The organism is Enterobacter sp. 22466, from assembly GCF_052044775.1.
Classification (GTDB): domain Bacteria; phylum Pseudomonadota; class Gammaproteobacteria; order Enterobacterales; family Enterobacteriaceae; genus Enterobacter; species Enterobacter dissolvens.
Map to the genome: position 1 here is coordinate 304,498 of NZ_JBQENX010000002.1, position 19,234 is coordinate 323,731.

Below are 19,234 nucleotides of genomic sequence, written 5' to 3' on the forward strand. Positions count from 1 at the left end.
TCCTGGATCAATCCTTATCCGTCGCGCTCAGCGTCACGGAGGAGAGATAGTTCAGCAGCGCGATATCATTATCCACGCCCAATTTCATCATGGCTGATTTCTTCTGGCTACTGATGGTTTTGATACTGCGGTTCAGCTTCTTGGCAATCTCGGTCACGAGGAAGCCTTCAGCGAACAGACGCAGAACTTCGCTCTCTTTTGGTGACAGGCGTTTATCGCCGTAGCCACCGGCACTGATTTTTTCCAGCAGACGAGAGACGCTCTCAGGGGTGAACTTCTTACCTTTCTGCAGCGCGGCCAGCGCTTTAGGCAGGTCAGTTGGTGCGCCCTGCTTCAGTACAATCCCTTCGATATCCAGATCCAGCACGGCGCTCAGAATCGCCGGGTTGTTGTTCATGGTCAGAACAATGATCGAGATGTCCGGGAAGTGACGTTTAATATATTTGATGAGCGTGATCCCATCACCGTATTTGTCCCCGGGCATGGAGAGGTCGGTAATGAGCACGTGCGCATCAAGTTTTGGGAGGTTATTGATCAGTGCTGTAGAGTCTTCAAATTCACCGACTACATTCACCCACTCGATCTGTTCAAGTGATTTGCGAATACCGAACAGTACAATCGGATGGTCATCGGCAATAATTACGTTCATATTGTTCATGTATTAGGCTACCTTGCTACAGCAAGCTTTTGACGTAGGCGTCAATGTCGCTGATGTATTTTTCAATGCCAGAGGCATCTTTCTCACGAATTAGATGTTCCAGCGTTTCACATAACTGCTTGCCGGGAACCAGATTAAGCATGGCAAACACCCCTTTAAGCCGGTGTGCTGTCTGCGCCAGCGCTGCAAAATCATTCGCAGCGGACTCAGTATACAACCGCTTAACATCATCTGGTACTGTATCAACAAAGAGTGAATAGTATCCGCTGGCGTGAAGCTCGGCATTTTCATTGCCGCCTAACGGGGATTCCGCTATCTCTTCCTGTGCCAGTTGCTCTTCTATTAGTTGTAGTACAGCTTCCTGCATCGCATTGCTAATATTAAAGTTGACGCGCAGCTGGCCTGGGCCGATTTTTCGCACGCCTGGCTCATCATCGCTTAAAAGCAAGCCGGAGGCAGTAAGATTAGACGGATTATCAGTTAAAAACAGATCAAATTCTTGACTTGAGAGTCTTTCATCCGGCGTGATGCAGGCCGCACCCCAGTTTTCCAGCTGGCGAACCACAATGTTGCGGATCTCGTTCGAGGTCACATCCACCATCACAATTACATCATCCAGCAGGCGCTCTTCATCTTCCTCCTGCGGATTAGCGGCCATTTTCACGTGCAGCGAATAACGGGTACCGAGCGACTCGCGGGCTTTAATATTGAGATGACCGCCAAGCTTACGGGCCAGCTGATCGCAAAGCCAGAAGGTCAGGGCATTGGCCTTACCGTAGTGATCGCTCTGAGTATCATTCAGGAACGGGAAGTGCAGATTATCAATTTCACTGGTCGTGACGCCTTCGCCGGTATCGAGAATGCGGAAGGTGAGGCGATCCTCAGCGGACTCGTCGGTATTGACCTCAAGGGTAATTTTACCGATCTGCGTGGTGGTGACAGCGTACTGAATAATCATCAGCAGAATTCGACGCAGTGCCTCGCGATCGCCGTGACGCTCGTCATTGGCCGGCAAATGGTTGTTGATCAACAGCTGCAGCCCTTTACGCTTAATCACCGGCAGAACATCCGGCACGACTTCATCAATCAGATCCTGAATGGAGAAGAGGGTCGGCGTGCCTTTCCAGAAGTCGTTCTCCAGCATGTTCGCCAGCTGGATCTCATCCACCATCCGCACCAGTGAATCCGCCTGGCTCGCCAGCTGCTGGCTATCAGGCGTGCTCAGCGCCGCCGCCTGCGTAGCCAGTGCTCTTAACGGTTGCTTGAAGGCGTCACCAATGTTCTGCATAAACGCGGCGCGACCTTGCTGGTTTTTCTCATACAATCTTTGCGCCTGCTTCAGTTTTTTATTCACCAGCACTTCGCGATCCTGATCGCGGATAATAAAGATCTGCGTGCGGGAGGCGACCTGGCTGCGGAACTGACGGATCTCGTACAGCTCATTGTTGATGGTGGCCTGGATGATCCCCTGATGCTGATCCGCCATGGTGGTAATGTTCTGCAGATTCAGATGTGGCAGCAGGTGGTCGGCAATTTTGTTGCTCATCACCGTGCGGTTGGCTTCCTGATCGTGAACCAATACGCCAAGCGGCAGCACGGAGATAATTTCTTCATTCAGAGCACGCAACACGCGCAACTCATTACTGGTCCCGGCCGGTACCGTTGAGGCATCGCTCTGACGCCCAGGCTGGAAACGGAACGTACTGTAGCCAAACAGCGCCAACGCCAGCAGGCCAATATTCAGCAGCAGCGGCAGGAGGATATTTTGCAGGGTATCAAGCAGCAGCGTGCCAAACGGCACCTGCCACACCAGACGCATACCGGTTGAGTTCAGCGAAGAGGCAATTTCAATTTTTGAACCGTTAAAGGAGATAGAGACGCTTTCTACGGCCTCTTTATCCGCGGCGGCACGCATGTTCTGGGTGCTGTTGTCTGGCTCCAGACGGAAGCTGTCGAGCGGCATATCCGGCGGGATCAAATCATTAATCGGCAGATCGAACGCCACAACCGTCGCCAGATGTCCTGGCTGGTTAAAGGTGGTACGCAGGGTAAAGTAATGACCATTTTGCCAGGCCAGACGGCGTAAGGAAGAGAAGCTCTCGCGCTCATCAAGGGCGTTCGCTTGCTGCAGCATTTCTGCCCGGCGCGAATCGACAATGCTGCCTACGGTCGTCTCTTTAAAACCCGAGGAGAGATCTTTCAGCGGCAGGGTCGAAATCAGGATCATGCTGTTATCCTGACCGTTCAGATAGTACATCGACCATGGCACTGTCTCAGCACCCCAGAGGGTATCCAGATAGGTTGAAATGCGCTGCGTCATCTCAAGCGTCGCGCTGTCGTGCGAGCCGAAAATAAGCGCTTCCGTTTTGCGCTGCGGCTTTTCGAGGTAGTAAACGTCCTGCTTAAGGCGCGTCTCCTGCAGCCCTTCGCCTGACGATGTCGCTGGAGCGGCTGCGATATTGTCGTAAATCTGCCAGGTGGCGTAGCGCCAGGTATCAATGCGCTTGTGCACGGCATGCGTGATATCGACGACCTGATAGCTTTTATCCTTCAGCCAGGCGTTCACCGCGCTTTGAACCATCACCCCCATCGTGACCAGCAGCACAACGATCAAAAGAAGAAAGAAACGGGTGATGCTCCCGGGGAGTAGGGAGAATTTGCTCGGGGCGGTAGTTTCAGTCTGACTCATTGATTTGTTTAACCCGTGATGGCCGTGCTTTATGGCGATAGGGCAGTATAAAGGGTAATAACTGAATTTCCAGCCTCATAGCCTTTGAACACGCGACTTTTTCCTCTGTGAGTACTGACTGAATAGTCTGTATTAAATGTGTACATACCCAGGGAGAATGTACAGATTACGCACGATATCAGACAGAGAATAGCACGAATAAACAAGAAATTATGTTTTATTGCGCTGCGTTTTATGCGGGAGGGGTTTCAGGTGAATTTAGTTAATAGTCGTTATGATTTCTGTGCGGTAGCACAAAAAAATTATAATTGCGTAAAGAAAGGTAAAAAAAAACCGAATGCGGAGCATCCGGTTGAATTAGGGATAAACAGACATTCAAAGCTGAATGACGGTAATAAATAAAGTTAATGATGATAGCGATTGTTATTTTAGTGATTACGCACGATCTTGTTTTGTCATTCAGTGCTGTAATTTTTTATGTCGTAACTATATGATTTATATGAGTGTATATTTTCTTTTGATTATTAGTGCTAATTTTCTAAGCGCTTTGTGCTTTGTAAAAGTTCCTTGATGTTTACAAATTGAAACATCTTGATAGTAAAATGAAACATTTTCAAAGTTTTCGTATCATATTCCTGTTGGATTATTCTGTAATTTTGAGGAGAATGAAATTGCCGACTGGTTAAGAGGGTTAACCGGTAAGCAGTGGTAATAATAAGGCATATAACAGAGGGTTAATAAAATGAAAGTTAAAGTACTGTCCCTCCTGGTACCAGCACTGCTGGTAGCAGGCGCAGCAAATGCGGCTGAAATTTATAACAAAGACGGCAACAAATTAGATCTGTACGGCAAAGTCGATGGTCTGCACTATTTCTCTGATGACGACGGTCAGGATGGCGACCAGACCTACATGCGTCTTGGCTTCAAAGGCGAAACTCAGGTTAACGATCAGCTGACCGGTTACGGCCAGTGGGAATACCAGATTCAGGGTAACACGACTGAAAGCGACAACCAGGCCTGGACGCGTGTGGCGTTCGCGGGTCTGAAATTCGCTGACGCGGGTTCATTCGATTATGGTCGTAACTACGGCGTGATCTACGACGTAACCTCCTGGACTGACGTTTTGCCAGAATTCGGCGGCGACACTTATGGTTCAGATAACTTCCTGCAATCCCGTGCTAACGGTGTAGCAACTTACCGTAACCAGGACTTCTTCGGTCTGGTTGATGGCCTGAACTTTGCTCTGCAGTATCAGGGTAAAAACGGCAGCGTAAGCGGTGAAAACGACACCGGCCGCAGCACCCTGAAACAGAACGGTGACGGTTACGGTGCGTCCCTGACCTATAACCTGGGTGAAGGCTTCAGCATCGGTGGTGCAATGTCTTCTTCCAAACGTACTGCTGACCAGAACAACACCGCTAACCCTGCGCTGAAAGGCGAAGGCGATCGCGCTGAAGTCTATTCTGGTGGTCTGAAATACGACGCCAACAACATCTACCTGGCGGCGCAATACTCCCAGACCTACAACGCAACCCGTTTCGGCAACTCTCAGAGCAGCAGCGATATTTACGGCTTTGCTAACAAAGCGCAAAACTTCGAAGTGGTTGCTCAGTACCAGTTCGACTTCGGTCTGCGTCCTTCCGTGGCATACCTGCAGTCCAAAGGTAAGGACATTGAAGGTTACGGCGATCAGGATCTGCTGAAATATGTTGATGTGGGTGCGACTTACTACTTCAACAAAAACATGTCTACCTACGTGGACTACAAAATCAACCTGCTGGATGACAAAGAGTTCACCCGTAACGCAGGTATCAGCACTGACGATATCGTAGCACTGGGTCTGGTTTACCAGTTCTAATCGCTTTTCAGTGTAACAAAGGGGCCGGCTGGCCCCTTTTTCTTGCCTTTTTTAAGGCCTTTCAATTCCCGCGTTTTGGTGTACTCTTGCCGCCCTGGCATGAGGATAATAATGAATGGACATGACTTTTTTACGCGCCAGCGTCCTGGCAACCCTTTTTTTCCTGACCGCATGTGACTCGTCCACGCCTGTGGCACACACCGACGCGCCAGCGGCGACGGTGCTGGAAGGCAAGACGATGGGGACATTCTGGCGCGTCAGCGTAATGAACCTTGATAAAGCACGCGCAGAAGAACTTCGCGGCAAAATTCAGTCTCAGCTGGATGCCGACGATCAGCTGCTATCCACCTACAAAAACGACTCGGCGCTGATGCGCTTTAACCTCTCTACCAGCACGTCTCTGTGGCCGGTGAGCGAAGAGATGGCGGATATCGTGACTGAATCCATGCGCGTGGGTTATAAAACTCACGGTGCGATGGATGTGACCGTGGGACCGTTAGTTAATCTGTGGGGATTTGGTCCGAACAAACAGCCGGTAACCACGCCCGATCAGGCGGCCATCGACGACGCCCGCGCCCGGACAGGACTTCAGCATCTGACGGTGATCAACCAGTACGGGCAACAGTATCTGCAAAAAGACATTCCCGACCTGTTTGTGGATCTGTCGACCGTCGGGGAAGGTTATGCGGCGGATCATCTGGCCGCGCTGATGGCACAGGAAGGCATCCCGCGTTATCTGGTCTCCGTCGGTGGCGCATTGGTCAGCCGGGGGATGAACGCCAGCGGCAAACCGTGGCGTGTGGCGATTCAAAAGCCGACCGACCAGCAAAACGCAGTGCAGGCGATTGTCGATATTAACGGCCATGGCATCAGCACCTCCGGCAGCTACCGTAACTATTACGAGCTCGACGGGAAGCGTATCTCGCATGTGATTGACCCCCAGACCGGGCGACCCATTACGCATAATCTGGTCTCGGTCACGGTGATCGCTCCGACGGCGCTGGAAGCCGATGCCTGGGACACCGGGTTGATGGTACTCGGTACAGAGAAAGCCAAAGAGGTGGTTCGCCAGCAGGGGCTGGCTGTGTACATGATCACCAAAGAGGCCGACGGGTTTAAGACCTGGAGTTCACCACAGTTCGACAGCTTCCTGGTGAGCGAAAAAAATTAAAAAGCAAGGTTGCGGGTTTTTGAATGCTGGCGCTCAGGCAAGCTGTAGGTATGCTTGTAAGAGGAGCCGATGATGAAAAACCCGACCTTTACTACCGATGAGGATCGCTGGCAGGCCGTGCTGGCCCGCGATCCGCGTGCTGACGAACAGTTTGTCTTTGCCGTGCAGACGACGGGGATCGTGTGTCGTCCGTCCTGTCGCGCCCGTCACGCCCTGCGTAAAAATGTCCACTTTTATCCCGATGTACATCATGCTGTTCAGGCCGGCTTTCGTCCGTGCAAGCGCTGCCGGCCGGACAAACGCGACCCGCAGGAAGAGAAGCTGGCAAAAGTGGAGCTTGCCTGCCGTCTACTGGAGCAGGATCCCGCGCTAACGCTGGAAATGCTGGCGCAGCAGGTTGCCATGAGTCCGTTCCATTTCCACCGCCTGTTTAAGTCCGTGACCGGGATGACGCCAAAAGCCTGGCAGCAGGCGGCGCGAGGACAACGCCTGCGCAGCGCGCTCGCCCACGGGGACAAAATTACCGATGCCGTGCTGGCGGCAGGGTTTCCTGACAGCAGCAGCTATTATCGTAAAGCCAACGACGCGCTGGGCATGACGGCAAAGCAGTACCGTAAAGGGGATGTCGCAGTGCGTTATGCCATCAGCGAGTGTGCCCTGGGACGCTGTCTGGTGGGTGAAAGCGAGCGGGGGATCTGTGCAATATTGCTGGGCGATGATGATGCAAAAGTTACCCAGGAGATTTTGTCTCTGTTTCCGCACGCGGAGCACGCACCGCTGGAAGGCGAATTCGCCCGACGCGTTCATCAGGTGATTAACGCTATCGATAACCGCGCCGTGCCGCTGGCACTCCCGCTGGATATTCGCGGAACCGCTTTCCAGCAGCAGGTCTGGCAGGCCCTGCGCAATATTCCCTGCGGTGAAACAGCAAGCTACCAGCAGGTGGCGCAGGCGATTGGCAAACCTGGCGCGGTACGTGCGGTGGCCGCAGCGTGTGCCGCAAATAAACTGGCGATCGTCATCCCCTGTCACCGTGTTGTCCGTCATGATGGCGCGCTGTCAGGATACCGATGGGGGACGGAACGAAAGGCGTTATTATTGAAACGTGAGGCGAAGAATCAGGAGAGATAATGCTCGATCTTTTTGCAGATGCAGAACCCTGGCAGGAGCCGCTTGCGCCTGGTGCGGTGATCCTGCGCCGGTTTGCGCTCTCCCGGGCACCGGAATTGCTTGCCGGGATCCATGACGTCGCGGCGGTGTCGCCCTTTCGGCATATGGTCACCCCGGGCGGCTACACCATGTCGGTGGCGATGACCAACTGCGGCACAGCAGGCTGGGCAACCAACGAACGGGGTTATCTCTATGCCGCGGACGATCCGGTCACCGGCCAGCCCTGGCCGCCCATGCCTGCGGTTTTTCAGGCGCTCTGCCATGGTGCCGCCGTCGAGGCCACTTATCCCGATTTTCAACCGGATGCCTGTCTTATCAACCGCTATGGCGTTGGGGCGAAACTCTCGCTGCATCAGGATAAAGATGAACCCGATCTGCGTGCGCCGATCGTCTCGGTATCCCTGGGGCTGCCCGCCGTGTTTCAATTCGGCGGGTTACGCCGCAACGATCCTCTCCAGCGTCTGATGCTGGAGCATGGGGATGTGGTGGTGTGGGGCAGGGAGTCGCGGCTCTATTACCACGGCATTCAGCCACTGAAGCCTGGCGTCCATCCGCAGACGGGCGAGTTCCGCTTTAACCTGACTTTCCGCCAGACCGCGCCAGGCAAATAAAAATAAGAATTATTCTTGATGTAAACGCAGGTCAGTTTACACTGCTGGCTGATTTTTATTGTCCGGATTGCCTGCATGCAACTACTTCTTCTTGTCTGGCGTCAGTATCGCTGGCCCTTTATTGCGGTAATGCTGTTAAGCCTTGCCAGCGCCGCATTAGGGATTGGTCTGATCGCCTTCATCAACGTGCGTTTGATTGAAATGGTCGACACCTCGCTGTCCGTTCTGCCGGAATTTCTGGGGCTGTTATTACTGCTGATGGCGGTCACGCTGGGTTCCCAGCTGGCGCTGACGGCTCTGGGGCATCATTTCGTCTTCCGCCTGCGCAGCGAGTTTATCAAGCGGATCCTGGATACCCAGGTGGAGCGCGTCGAGCAGCTCGGCAGTGCCTCTTTGCTGGCAGGGCTGACCAGCGACGTGCGCGCCATCACCATTGCGTTTGTCCGCCTGCCGGAGCTGGTGCAGGGTATTATTTTGACCGTTGGTTCGGCGGCCTATCTCGCCTGGCTCTCCAGCAAAATGCTGGCCGTTACGGCACTGTGGATTGCTATCACCATCTGGGGCGGTTTTTTGCTGGTATCCCGCGTCTACAGACACATGGCAGTACTGCGTGAAACCGAGGACAAACTCTATAACGATTACCAGACGGTACTGGAAGGGCGCAAAGAGCTGACCCTGAACCGCGAGCGTGCGGAGCATATCTTCAATAACCTCTATATTCCGGACGCGCGTGAATACCGGCATCATATTATTCGCGCCGATACCTTCCACCTGAGCGCGGTTAACTGGTCGAACATAATGATGCTGGGCGCGATTGGCCTGGTCTTCTGGATGGCCAACAGCCTGGGCTGGGCCGATACTAACGTTGCGGCGACCTACTCCCTGACGTTGCTGTTTTTGCGTACACCGCTGCTCTCGGCCGTCGGCGCATTGCCCACCCTGCTGAGTGCGCAGGTGGCGTTTAATAAGCTCAAAAAGTTCGACCTTGCCCCGTTCAAAGCCGAATTCCCGCGCCCTCAGGCCTTCCCGAACTGGCAAACGCTGGAACTGCGTAACGTCACGTTCCGCTATCAGGACAACGCTTTTTCCGTGGGGCCGGTCAATCTGACGATTCATCGCGGCGAACTGCTGTTTCTCATTGGCGGTAACGGCAGCGGGAAGTCGACGCTGGCGATGTTGCTGACGGGGTTATATCAGCCGCAATCGGGTGACATTCTGCTGGATGGCCGCGCGCTCAGCGCAGAGAAGCCCGAGGATTATCGCAAGCTCTTCTCGGCGGTATTCACCGACGTCTGGCTCTTCGATCAACTGCTGGGACCGGAGGGGCAGCAGGCTAACCCGGCGCTGGTGGAGAAGTGGCTGGCGCATCTGCAGATGTCGCACAAGCTTGAGCTGCAGGACGGCAAGATCCTTAACCTGAAGCTCTCGAAAGGTCAGAAAAAGCGCGTGGCGCTGCTGCTGGCCCTGGCGGAAGAGCGCGACATCATTCTGCTGGACGAGTGGGCGGCGGATCAGGACCCGCATTTCCGCCGCGAGTTCTACCAGGTGCTGCTGCCGCTGATGCAGGCGATGGGCAAAACCATCTTTGCCATCAGCCATGACGATCACTATTTCATTCATGCCGACCGTCTGCTGGAGATGCGTGACGGCAAGCTGAGCGAACTGACCGGTGAAGAGCGCGATGCGGCGTCTCGCGATGCGGTGGCGCGCACGGCCTGAAGCCCTCCCCCTAACCCTCTCCCACAGGGAGAGGGGATAAATCGTGCATGTTATGCCGATTTTTTCTCCATCCCGCCCCGTTGTTTATTCTTATTTACATATCTCCGCGCTATGCTTAAAGCCAACTTATTTCATGGATTTATGATTAATGTCGGTTTTAAAGAAAAACAGTGCCAGGCAGCGCGACCAGGAACGTGCGCGTCTCATCTGGCTCCTTACGACGGATAAAGCGGTCACCTCTGCGTTACTGGGCAAACTGACCCTGGCTGAGCAATATGATGTCGGCACACTGGCCGACGATATTGCTGAGGTAGGTGCGCTGGTTGCTCATTTACCCCCGCCGGATCTGGCGGATACCCTGGAAGCGCTCCCCTCGGAAGAGCGTCATGCTCTGTGGCGTCTGGTGCAGGATCATGAGCGCGGGCAGGTGTTGCTCGAAGCCTCTGAAAACGTCTGGGACGATCTCATTGATGAGATGAGCGACCGGGATATCCTTGATGCCCTGCAGACGCTGGATATTGACGAACAGATTTATCTCGTTCAGCACCTGCCGCGAAACCTGACCGGGCGATTACTGGCTTCGCTGCCTGCGGAAGAGCGGGCGCGCGTGCGTCAGGTGATGCACTACGACAAACACAGCGTGGGCGCCATTATGGAGTTTGGCGTCATCATGGTGCGTCCGGATGTCACCCTCGGTACGGTTCAGCGCTATCTGCGTCGCCTGGGCAGCATGCCGGACAACACCGATAAACTGTTTGTCACCTCGCGGGATAAAACCCTGCTTGGCGAGCTGGAGCTTAAAACGATCCTGCTGAACAGCACTCAGCGACGGGTGAGTGAGGTGATGGAGACCGAGCCGATGGTCTTCTCCCCGGAAGACGACGCGGAAAAAGCGGCCCGTACCTTCGAACGTGACGACCTTGTGAGCGCGGCGGTCGTCGATTCTGTCGGTAAACTGATGGGGCGTCTGACCATCGATGAGATTGTTGACGTGGTCTACGAAGAGACCGATAACGATTTACGTGCGCTCGGCGGGATCAGCGCCGAAGATGACGTCCACGCCTCCGTCGGCAAGGCGGTGAAAACCCGCTGGGCATGGCTCGCCATTAACCTCTGCACTGCATTTATCGCCTCCCGGGTGATCGACGGCTTTGAACACACCATTTCACAACTGGTGGCGCTGGCCTCGCTGATGCCGATTGTGGCCGGCATTGGCGGCAACACCGGCAACCAGACCATTACCATGATCGTCCGCGCGCTGGCGCTGGAGAATATTCAGCCGGGAAACTTCGCCTTCCTGATCTTCAGGGAGATGGGTGTAGCGCTGATTAACGGCCTGGTGTGGGGCGGCATTATGGGCGGCATTACCTGGTGGCTGTACGATGATATGGCGTTAGGCGGGGTGATGATGCTGGCGATGGTGCTGAATCTGCTGGTGGCCTCCATGATGGGGGTCATTATCCCGCTGACGATGACCAAACTGGGGCGCGACCCCGCGGTGGGGTCGAGCGTGATGATCACCGCCATCACCGATACCGGCGGTTTCTTTATTTTTCTTGGGCTTGCAACGATTTTTCTTCTTTAAGCCGACGCTTGAGCCGGGCGGGAAGCAGTGCCATCACAATAATCCCGCCCATCACGCCAATGGCCAGGTTACCGGTTGAAACCGTTGCTGCAACGGTAATCAGCATCACGACCGTTTCGGCAATGGGCGCGCTTTTTAACGTGGCAGGCTGAAGGCTATGCCAGTTAAACGTTTTGATGGCAACAATCGCCATGATCCCGGCCAGTACGGCCATAGGGATTTTTGCCATTATCTCACTGAGGGCGGTGACCAGCACCAGCAGCACCATGCCCGCTGCAAAAGTTGAGACGCGACTGCGACCTTTGCCCATCTCCACGTTGACGATGGTCTGCCCGATCATGGCACAGCCCGCGATACCGCCGTACAACCCGGCCAGAATATTCCCTGCGCCGAGACCGATGCTTTCACGGCGTTTGCTGGAGGATGTCGCGGTCAGTTCATCCACCAGTTTTGCCGTCAGCAGAGATTCCAGCAGGCCGACAAAGGCGATGCTGAGCGCGCATGGCCAGATGATGCTGAGCGTTTCCATGTTCAGCGGAACGAGCAGCTGTGTCAGCCCTGGCAAACCACTGCTCATAGAGCCTTCATCCCCCACCGTCGGGAGAACCTGTCCGGTGGTCACGGTGAACAGGGTGAGCAGTACAATCGCAATAAGCGGTGACGGGACGCTTTTGATATAGCGCGGCACCCACAGCACAATCAGCAGCGTCAGCACGAACAGGCCCACAATCAGCGGGCTGCGGCTCCAGAAATGGGGAACCTGCGCGAAGAAAATTAACAATCCCAGCGCATTTACGAAGCCGGTCATCACCGACTGGGGAATAAAGCGCATCAGGCGCGCCATTCCGAGCACGCCGAACAGGATCTGAATTATCCCGGCCATCAAGACGGCCGGCAGGATGTACTGCACGCCGTGCTGATGCACCATCGGGCCAATGACCAGCGCGACGGAACCCGCTGCCGCTGTCACCATCGCGCGACGACCGCCGAGCACTGAAAGGGTCAGACACAGCACGACGGAGGCCATCAGGCTTACCTTCGGGTCAACGCCCGCGACCACGGAAAAAGAGATCACCTCAGGAATGAGGGCCAGGGCGGTAATGACGCCCGCCAGGGTTTCACGTAGCAACAGGTGGGGTGAGCGCACGACCGTGGAGACATGGTCTTCACGGGAGGAAAAAGCAGGAGGTAATGACATAACAATTCGCAGGTTGGGGCGGGCTTCCGTGCGCGCGATCACAAAGTGCAGCATAGTAGCCAGAAAAACTGCGTCTTGCCAGTTGCATCCGGCAATTCCCTACAAACAATCCATTATTAAATTTCACAATTACAATAATTTCGTAACCTTTAAACAATATTTAAAAGTTGTTACCGTTCCCCCCGCAGCTTTTTTCACCTGCAATTTCCACGCTTCAAGCACTACTCAACTAAGGCAAAATTATGAAAAAAATGACTGCCATGCTCTTTTCTCTGGCCGTGGGGCTGAACACCGTCTCTATGGCGGCGAACGCTGACACACCAAAAGAGCAGGAAACGGACGTCCTTTTAATTGGTGGCGGTATCATGAGCGCCACGCTGGGAACCTATCTGCAAGAGCTCCAGCCGGACTGGTCGATGACCATGGTCGAGCGCCTGGATGGCGTCGCGCAGGAGAGTTCAAACGGCTGGAACAACGCCGGTACCGGACATTCGGCACTCATGGAACTGAACTATACGCCGCAGAAAAAGGACGGTTCCATTAGTATCGAGAAGGCGGTAGAGATCAACGAAGCATTCCAGATTTCTCGCCAGTTCTGGTCTCACCAGGTGAACAGCGGCGTGATGCACGATCCGCACTCGTTCATCAACACCGTGCCGCACATGAGCTTTGTGTGGGGGGAGCAGAATGTGAACTTCCTGCGCGCGCGCTACGCGGCGCTGCAGCAGAGCACGCTGTTCCGCGGCATGAAGTATTCTGAAGACCACGCGCAGATCAAAGAGTGGGCACCGCTGGTCATGGAAGGGCGTGACCCGAACCAGAAAGTGGCAGCGACCCGCACCGAGATTGGTACCGACGTCAACTATGGCGAAATCACCCGTCAGCTGGTGGCCTCTCTGAAGAAAAAAGAGAACTTTAACCTTCAGCTCAGCACCGAAGTGCGTGGCTTTAAGCGCAACGCTGACAACAGCTGGAGCGTGACCGTTGCCGATCTGAAAAACAACGAAGCCGAGCACGTCATCAAGGCGAAGTTTGTCTTTATTGGTGCGGGCGGCGCGGCGCTGAAACTGCTGCAGGAGTCCGGTATCCCTGAAGCTGACGACTACGCGGGCTTCCCGGTAGGTGGTCAGTTCCTGGTATCGGAAAACCCGGAAGTGGTGAACCGTCATCTGGCAAAAGTATACGGCCAGGCCTCCGTCGGCGCGCCACCGATGTCCGTTCCACACATCGATACCCGTATGCTTGATGGTAAACGTGTGGTGCTGTTCGGGCCGTTTGCAACCTTCTCCACCAAATTCCTGAAAAACGGCTCGTTGTGGGATCTGCTCAGCGCAACCACGACCTCTAACGTTAAGCCAATGATGGATGTCGGTCTGGATAACTTCGATCTGGTGAAATACTTGATTAGCCAGGTGATGCTCTCTGATGAAGAACGCTTCGAGGCACTGAAAGAGTACTATCCGCAGGCCAAAAAAGAAGACTGGCGTTTGTGGCAGGCGGGTCAGCGCGTACAGATCATCAAGCGTGATCCGAAAGAGGGCGGTGTGCTGCGTCTGGGTACCGAAGTGGTAAGCGATAAAGACGGCACCATTGCCGCGCTGCTGGGGGCGTCACCAGGGGCCTCTACCGCTGCGCCAATCATGCTGCACCTGATGGAAAAAGTGTTCAAAGATAAAGTTGCCACGCCGGAATGGCAGGCCAAACTGAAAACCATCATTCCATCCTACGGTACTAAGCTGAACGGTAACGTGGACGCGACGGAGCAGGAGCTGGAATACACCAGCCGCGTACTGCAACTGCAATACGTTAAACCGCAGGCCGCTGATGCTGCACCAAAAGCAGAGCTCAAGCCGCAGGCAGAAAACAAACCGGTTGCGGATATCGCGCTGTAAGGTAAAAGCAAAACGGTAACATCTGTTACCGTTTTTAGTGTTTTCTCCCTCTCCCGGTGGGAGAGGGTTGGGGTGAGGGCACCAGAACGCACCCTTTCCGGGTCGGGTAAGGCGAAGCCGCCACCCGACGTATTCTTAACGTACTACCGCTTGTCCGACATTCTCATCTGCCTTCCACACGCGATATTTCACTTCCACGTTTTCCGGCGTATACACCACGATTGGCAGCTTGCTGTTGTAGCGTAACAGGCTGTTATCACCCAGATACGCGGTCACGAATTTCTTCTCTTTCTTGCCATCCGGGCAGGCCATCATGGTGGAGACCGGCGACGTCACTTTATCAAAGATAAAGTAGTCGTAACCCCAGCCTTCCAGCGTTTTACTTTCCAGCTGGCCGCCCAGACGGTGCTGGTTGCAATCCACTTCCAGCGTCTGGCCGATCAACAGTTCCACTTTGAAATTCGCTTCGTCCTGCTGAGCGGGAAGCTGGATCACCTGACGCTTCATTCCTTTTTCCGCTTGCGGATAAGGGGCGACTTTTTCCAGAGGCTGTGGTTTCTGGTTGTCGGTAGCGAAGGCGCTGGTGCTCATGCACGCGGCAGCGATCAAGGCAAGGGCAAATTTAGGTGCGTTTTTCACTGTCATTCCTTTATGTCAAAACGATCCTCAAAAGATTAGCATAACGGTTGTGAATTTTTAGAGTGATTTACTTACATTTTCAATATGATCAGTGTAATGAACTGCATTTGTCGCCATTTTTTGGTTGTTCGTACTGCGGTGGAGTCTGGCGGCAGATCGTGTTATTTTAAGGCCTAAATAATGTTATTCATCTGTAAAGGGAAGAGAGATGATTCGTGCAAAGCTCAAAACACCTGAAGGCCGTAAGTTCCTCCTGGCGTTGCTGGTTGTGTTTATGATTGCGGCCGCGTGCGTGGGGCGGGCAACCATTGTCGGCGTCATCGAACAGTACAATATTCCGCTCTCCGCGTGGACGACCAGCATGTATGTCCTACAGTCGGCGATGATCTTCGTTTACAGCCTGGTGTTCACCGTCCTGCTTGCTATTCCGCTGGGTATTTTCTTCCTCGGCGGGCGTGACAAGCACTAAGCGTTCACGTGCGATAACGAAGCCAGCCTGCGGGTTGGCTTTTTTTTTGCCTGACGCTGTGTATTCGCATTTCCAGGATATTCTGTTGAGAACACCTTTGTTTACAGAAAGCAGGAGAGGCTTAATGCAATCCCGGTTTGCCACGCTAAGCCGGATCCCGAAAGGCGTCTGGGTGGTCGGTGGAGTCAGTATGTTGATGGACATCTCTTCGGAGATCATTCACAGCTTGCTGCCGTTGTTTATGGTGACCACGCTGGGGGCCAGCGTGATTTTTATCGGCCTGATCGAGGGGCTGGCTGAAGCGACAGCGTTGTTTATTAAGGTGTTTTCCGGGGCAATCAGTGACTATCTTGGCAAGCGTAAAGGGCTTGCGGTGTTGGGCTATGGGCTGGGGGCGCTGAGTAAACCCCTGTTCGCTATCGCCACGTCTTCCGGCATGATTCTGGGCGCACGGCTCATCGATCGGGTCGGGAAGGGGATCCGCGGTGCGCCGCGTGATGCGCTGGTTGCTGACGTTACGCCGCACGAGCTTCGCGGCGCGGCGTTTGGTCTGCGGCAGTCAATGGATACTATCGGCGCATTTCTCGGTCCGTTGCTGGCCGTTGGCCTGATGCTGCTGTGGAATAATGATTTCCGCACCATTTTCTGGATCGCGGTGATCCCCGGCGTGCTTGCCGTGGCATTGCTGTTTTTCGGTCTGCATGAACCGACAACGCCAGTCGGGCAAAAACGTACAAATCCCGTCAAAAAAGAGAATCTCAGGCGTCTGGGGAAAGGCTGCTGGTGGGTGATTGGACTGGGGGCCGTCTTTACGCTTGCGCGCTTCAGTGAGGCATTTCTTGTTCTTCGTGCGCAGCAGTCCGGGGTGCCGCTGGCGCTGATACCGCTGGTGATGGTGGCCATGAACCTGCTTTATTTCCTCTCTGCTTATCCGTTTGGCAAGCTCTCTGACGTCATGAGCCATACCAGACTACTGCAGTGGGGGCTGATGGTGCTGATAGGGGCTGATGTTGTGCTTGCACTGAGCACTCACTGGGCTGGCATTATATTCGGTGTCGCGCTTTGGGGCCTGCATATGGGGATGACGCAGGGGTTACTGGCGGCCATGATAGCTAAAACCGCACCGGCTGATTTGCGTGGTACCGCCTACGGTATTTTTAGTCTGGTCAGTGGTGTTGGGCTGTTGATTGCCAGCGTGGGGGCGGGCGCTATCTGGGACACGTTTGGCGCGGAATATACGTTTTATGCGGGGGGCGTGATTTGCCTGCTGGCGCTGGTTTATCTGCGTAAAACGCCGGATGAACTGCAATAAAAAAACCAGCCATATGGCTGGTTTCTGAATAGTTTTGGTCGGCACGAGAGGATTTGAACCTCCGACCCCCGACACCCCATGACGGTGCGCTACCAGGCTGCGCTACGTGCCGACGCATGCAAGAATACTACTCGATTCCGTTTTGAATGCAAGGGAATCTGTCGCTAACTGGTTTATAATTAATCAGTTAGCGATAAACCGTTTCTCATCCGTCAGAACCTGAAGCAGCAGGCTCAACTGCGGTTTCTGGTCTTTCAACCGCTCACCCTGCAGGTTATACGTCTGATAATTTCCGTTGCTGTTCAATACCAGCGTCAGCATTGGCGTGGTCACTGCAAGCGTATCATTACCCGCTGCCGTCACCCAGTTGTGGCGGCGTGTCGCGCTGAAGAGATCCTGCCCTTGCGAATACTCATTTGCCGGCGTACTAACGTGTAGCAGCCGTTGCATCAGGGTGGTCATCACATCTTTATGTTCGGTGAGCATGTTAATGCGCTGGGCGGGGGTGCCCGGCCAGTGGATCACCAGCGGAACATGCAGATTCGGTCGCGACCAGCTCATACTCTTCGCTTCGTCACCCAGCGGTACGCCATGGGCTGCCGTCACGATCACCACGGTATTATCGAGCTTACCGGATTCGCGTAAGGCATCAAGCACGCGGCTAATCTGGTCATCAACATTGCCTGCTGCACGGCTGTAGCGGCGCGCAAAGCCTTTCTGATTGCTGTCATCGAGCGTGGTGCCATTAAAGGCAACCCAGGAGAACCAGCGGTTATCTTCCTGGGCATAACGCTGCAGCCAGTTTATCCACTGACTGGCGGTCTGCTCGTCCGACTGACTTTCTGCGGCGGGCAATGAGAAATCAGACAACAGCGCCTGCCGATAAAGCGGGCTGTTAAAGCCGTCTGAGGAGAACAGCCCTAACTGATAACCCTGCTGATTGAGCCCGGTGATGAGCGCTGCAGGAATGCGCGCAGAAAGTACGCCGTCCATGTAGGCGGCTGAAATCCCATAGAACAGGCCAAAAATGCCCGTATCGGCGGTGTTGCCGGAACTCATATGCTGGGTGAACGTCACGTTCTTGCTGGCGAAATCGGCCAGCGCAGGCATTTGCTTCTCGTAACGGGAATAGTTCAGACCATCGACGGTGATCAGCAGAACGTTTTGCCCGCGTCCCATATCGCGATAGCGCAGCTCGCTCAGCGGATACTGCACGCTGACCGCTTCCGGATTACCTTGTTCAATCAGACGACGCTGGTACTCCTGCGCGTCCAGCAGACCGTGTTTTTCAAGGAACCGACGTGCCGTCATCGGGTAAGAGAGCGGCAGGTTTGCGCGCTGCATGGTGATTGGGCGATAGAAGTTCGCATCCGCCCAGATATACATAATGTGCGAACTGATAAAGGAGACGAAAAAGATCGCGGCCACAGGCTTCGCGTAATGGCGTCGCCGGGTCAGGCTGCGCAGTTTTTGCCAGCTCCAGGTGGCAAACAGCATCTCTATCAGAAGGATCACCGGGACGCTGATGAACATCAGCTGCCAGTCACGGGCCGTTTCGTTCTGATCGGGGTTAATCACCAGCTCCCAGACGATGGGATTGAGATGCAGGTGGAAGCGGGTGAACACTTCACTGTCGATAAGCAGCAGCGTCATCCCTGCCGTTGCAAGGATGGCGGATAAAAATCGCATCAGACGCTGCGACATGACGATAAACGTCAGCGGGAAGAGGATCAGCAGATAGGTGGCGAAAACCAAAAAGCTAAAGTGCCCTACAACGCTTATCCAGGAGTAAATACGCCCGGTTAGCGTTGTCGGCCAGTCTGCGACAAACAGATAACGACAGCCGATGACCGTCGCCAGCAGAATGTTGAACAGGGCAAACCAGTGCCCCCAGCTGACCATCTGGGAGACTTTTTCACGGTAGCGCTGACGATTCGTCACCATAAACTGTTGTTCGTTTCCCTTAATGGGCCTGGTCGTCGCTAACGGAAGACTGTAACGCCTGGGCGAAAGATTTTGCGATCGCCTGACGCTGAGCCGGAGCAACGCTGGTATTGATAAGGTTGGTGACCATATTTCCCAAAACCATCAGGGAGAGATCGGTCGGTGTTTTATGTTTTTCCAGTACGTTGACCAGCTCACTGAGCAATTGTTCAACGTGTTCATCACTGTAGCGGGAATGTTGTGGCATAAATCAAAATCAGTTTGTTGATGAAAGGGCAACATATTACCGTAGCAACAGCTTTTTTTCCCCTTTTTTATC

The 19,234-nt window shown here is 54.2% G+C and carries 15 protein-coding genes and 1 tRNA gene; 9 read left to right on the forward strand and 7 right to left on the reverse strand.

Features of this window, described 5'->3' with window-relative positions; all coding sequences use genetic code 11:
* Positions 1 to 7 precede the first annotated feature (7 nt).
* Together rcsB and rcsD are read right to left on the reverse strand one after the other, a co-directional pair.
* Positions 8 to 658, reverse strand: a complete 651-nt coding sequence (gene rcsB, locus ACTJJI_RS08100; protein ID WP_003859405.1) for a response regulator transcription factor RcsB — start codon at positions 656 to 658, stop codon at positions 8 to 10.
* A gap of 16 nt (positions 659 to 674) precedes the next feature.
* Positions 675 to 3,347, reverse strand: coding sequence for a phosphotransferase RcsD (gene rcsD, locus ACTJJI_RS08105; RefSeq protein WP_014832731.1), 2,673 nt, complete (start codon positions 3,345 to 3,347; stop codon positions 675 to 677).
* A gap of 742 nt (positions 3,348 to 4,089) precedes the next feature.
* Here rcsD and ACTJJI_RS08110 point away from each other — a divergent pair.
* The 6 genes from ACTJJI_RS08110 to mgtE all read left to right on the forward strand — a co-directional run bounded on the left by ACTJJI_RS08110 (position 4,090) and on the right by mgtE (position 11,461).
* Positions 4,090 to 5,205, forward strand: coding sequence for a porin OmpC (locus ACTJJI_RS08110; protein WP_023619744.1), 1,116 nt, complete (start codon positions 4,090 to 4,092; stop codon positions 5,203 to 5,205).
* A 115-nt stretch (positions 5,206 to 5,320) separates the two neighbouring features.
* Positions 5,321 to 6,376 (forward strand): FAD:protein FMN transferase ApbE, encoded by a 1,056-nt coding sequence (gene apbE, locus ACTJJI_RS08115; RefSeq protein ID WP_046888295.1) that lies wholly within the window; start codon positions 5,321 to 5,323, stop codon positions 6,374 to 6,376.
* 72 nt (positions 6,377 to 6,448) lie between these two features.
* On the forward strand, positions 6,449 to 7,507 hold the full coding sequence (gene ada, locus ACTJJI_RS08120) for a bifunctional DNA-binding transcriptional regulator/O6-methylguanine-DNA methyltransferase Ada (protein WP_014832730.1): 1,059 nt from the start codon (positions 6,449 to 6,451) through the stop codon (positions 7,505 to 7,507).
* On the forward strand, positions 7,507 to 8,157 hold the full coding sequence (alkB, locus tag ACTJJI_RS08125) for a DNA oxidative demethylase AlkB (protein WP_153907716.1): 651 nt from the start codon (positions 7,507 to 7,509) through the stop codon (positions 8,155 to 8,157). Before ada ends, alkB begins: the two co-directional genes overlap by 1 nt.
* 75 nt (positions 8,158 to 8,232) lie before the next feature.
* A complete protein-coding gene (locus ACTJJI_RS08130; protein ID WP_046888298.1) occupies positions 8,233 to 9,876 on the forward strand; it encodes a multidrug ABC transporter permease/ATP-binding protein in 1,644 nt (547 codons plus the stop codon).
* Positions 9,877 to 10,024: 148 nt separating this feature from the next.
* Positions 10,025 to 11,461, forward strand: coding sequence for a magnesium transporter (mgtE, locus tag ACTJJI_RS08135; protein ID WP_013098001.1), 1,437 nt, complete (start codon positions 10,025 to 10,027; stop codon positions 11,459 to 11,461).
* Here mgtE and ACTJJI_RS08140 read toward each other — a convergent pair.
* On the reverse strand, positions 11,424 to 12,713 hold the full coding sequence (locus tag ACTJJI_RS08140; protein WP_014832727.1) for a SulP family inorganic anion transporter: 1,290 nt from the start codon (positions 12,711 to 12,713) through the stop codon (positions 11,424 to 11,426). The two genes, mgtE and ACTJJI_RS08140, sit on opposite strands and share 38 nt — an antisense overlap.
* 188 nt (positions 12,714 to 12,901) lie before the next feature.
* Between ACTJJI_RS08140 and mqo the strand changes: the two genes are divergently transcribed.
* Positions 12,902 to 14,551: a malate dehydrogenase (quinone) gene (gene mqo, locus ACTJJI_RS08145; protein ID WP_014832726.1), complete on the forward strand. Its 1,650-nt coding sequence runs from the start codon at positions 12,902 to 12,904 to the stop codon at positions 14,549 to 14,551.
* A 135-nt stretch (positions 14,552 to 14,686) separates the two neighbouring features.
* Here mqo and eco read toward each other — a convergent pair whose 3' ends face one another.
* Positions 14,687 to 15,196, reverse strand: a complete 510-nt coding sequence (gene eco, locus ACTJJI_RS08150; protein WP_440653592.1) for a serine protease inhibitor ecotin — start codon at positions 15,194 to 15,196, stop codon at positions 14,687 to 14,689.
* Positions 15,197 to 15,398: 202 nt separating this feature from the next.
* Between eco and ACTJJI_RS08155 the strand changes: the two genes are divergently transcribed.
* Entirely contained in the window at positions 15,399 to 15,659 is a 261-nt protein-coding gene (locus ACTJJI_RS08155) for a DUF2534 family protein (RefSeq protein ID WP_013097997.1), read from the forward strand.
* Positions 15,660 to 15,783: 124 nt separating this feature from the next.
* The gene (locus tag ACTJJI_RS08160) at positions 15,784 to 16,971 is read left to right on the forward strand and encodes an MFS transporter (RefSeq protein WP_014832724.1); all 1,188 of its coding nucleotides are present in this window, start codon (positions 15,784 to 15,786) and stop codon (positions 16,969 to 16,971) included.
* Positions 16,972 to 17,006: 35 nt separating this feature from the next.
* Here the strand turns inward: ACTJJI_RS08160 and ACTJJI_RS08165 are convergent.
* The 3 genes from ACTJJI_RS08165 to ACTJJI_RS08175 form a co-directional block, all read right to left on the reverse strand.
* Positions 17,007 to 17,083, reverse strand: a tRNA-Pro gene (locus ACTJJI_RS08165).
* A gap of 71 nt (positions 17,084 to 17,154) precedes the next feature.
* Complete coding sequence (gene yejM / locus ACTJJI_RS08170; RefSeq protein WP_014832723.1) at positions 17,155 to 18,915, reverse strand: LPS biosynthesis-modulating metalloenzyme YejM; 1,761 nt, start codon at positions 18,913 to 18,915, stop codon at positions 17,155 to 17,157.
* A 19-nt stretch (positions 18,916 to 18,934) separates the two neighbouring features.
* Entirely contained in the window at positions 18,935 to 19,162 is a 228-nt protein-coding gene (locus ACTJJI_RS08175) for a YejL family protein (protein WP_001135586.1), read from the reverse strand.
* Positions 19,163 to 19,234: the final 72 nt, after the last annotated feature.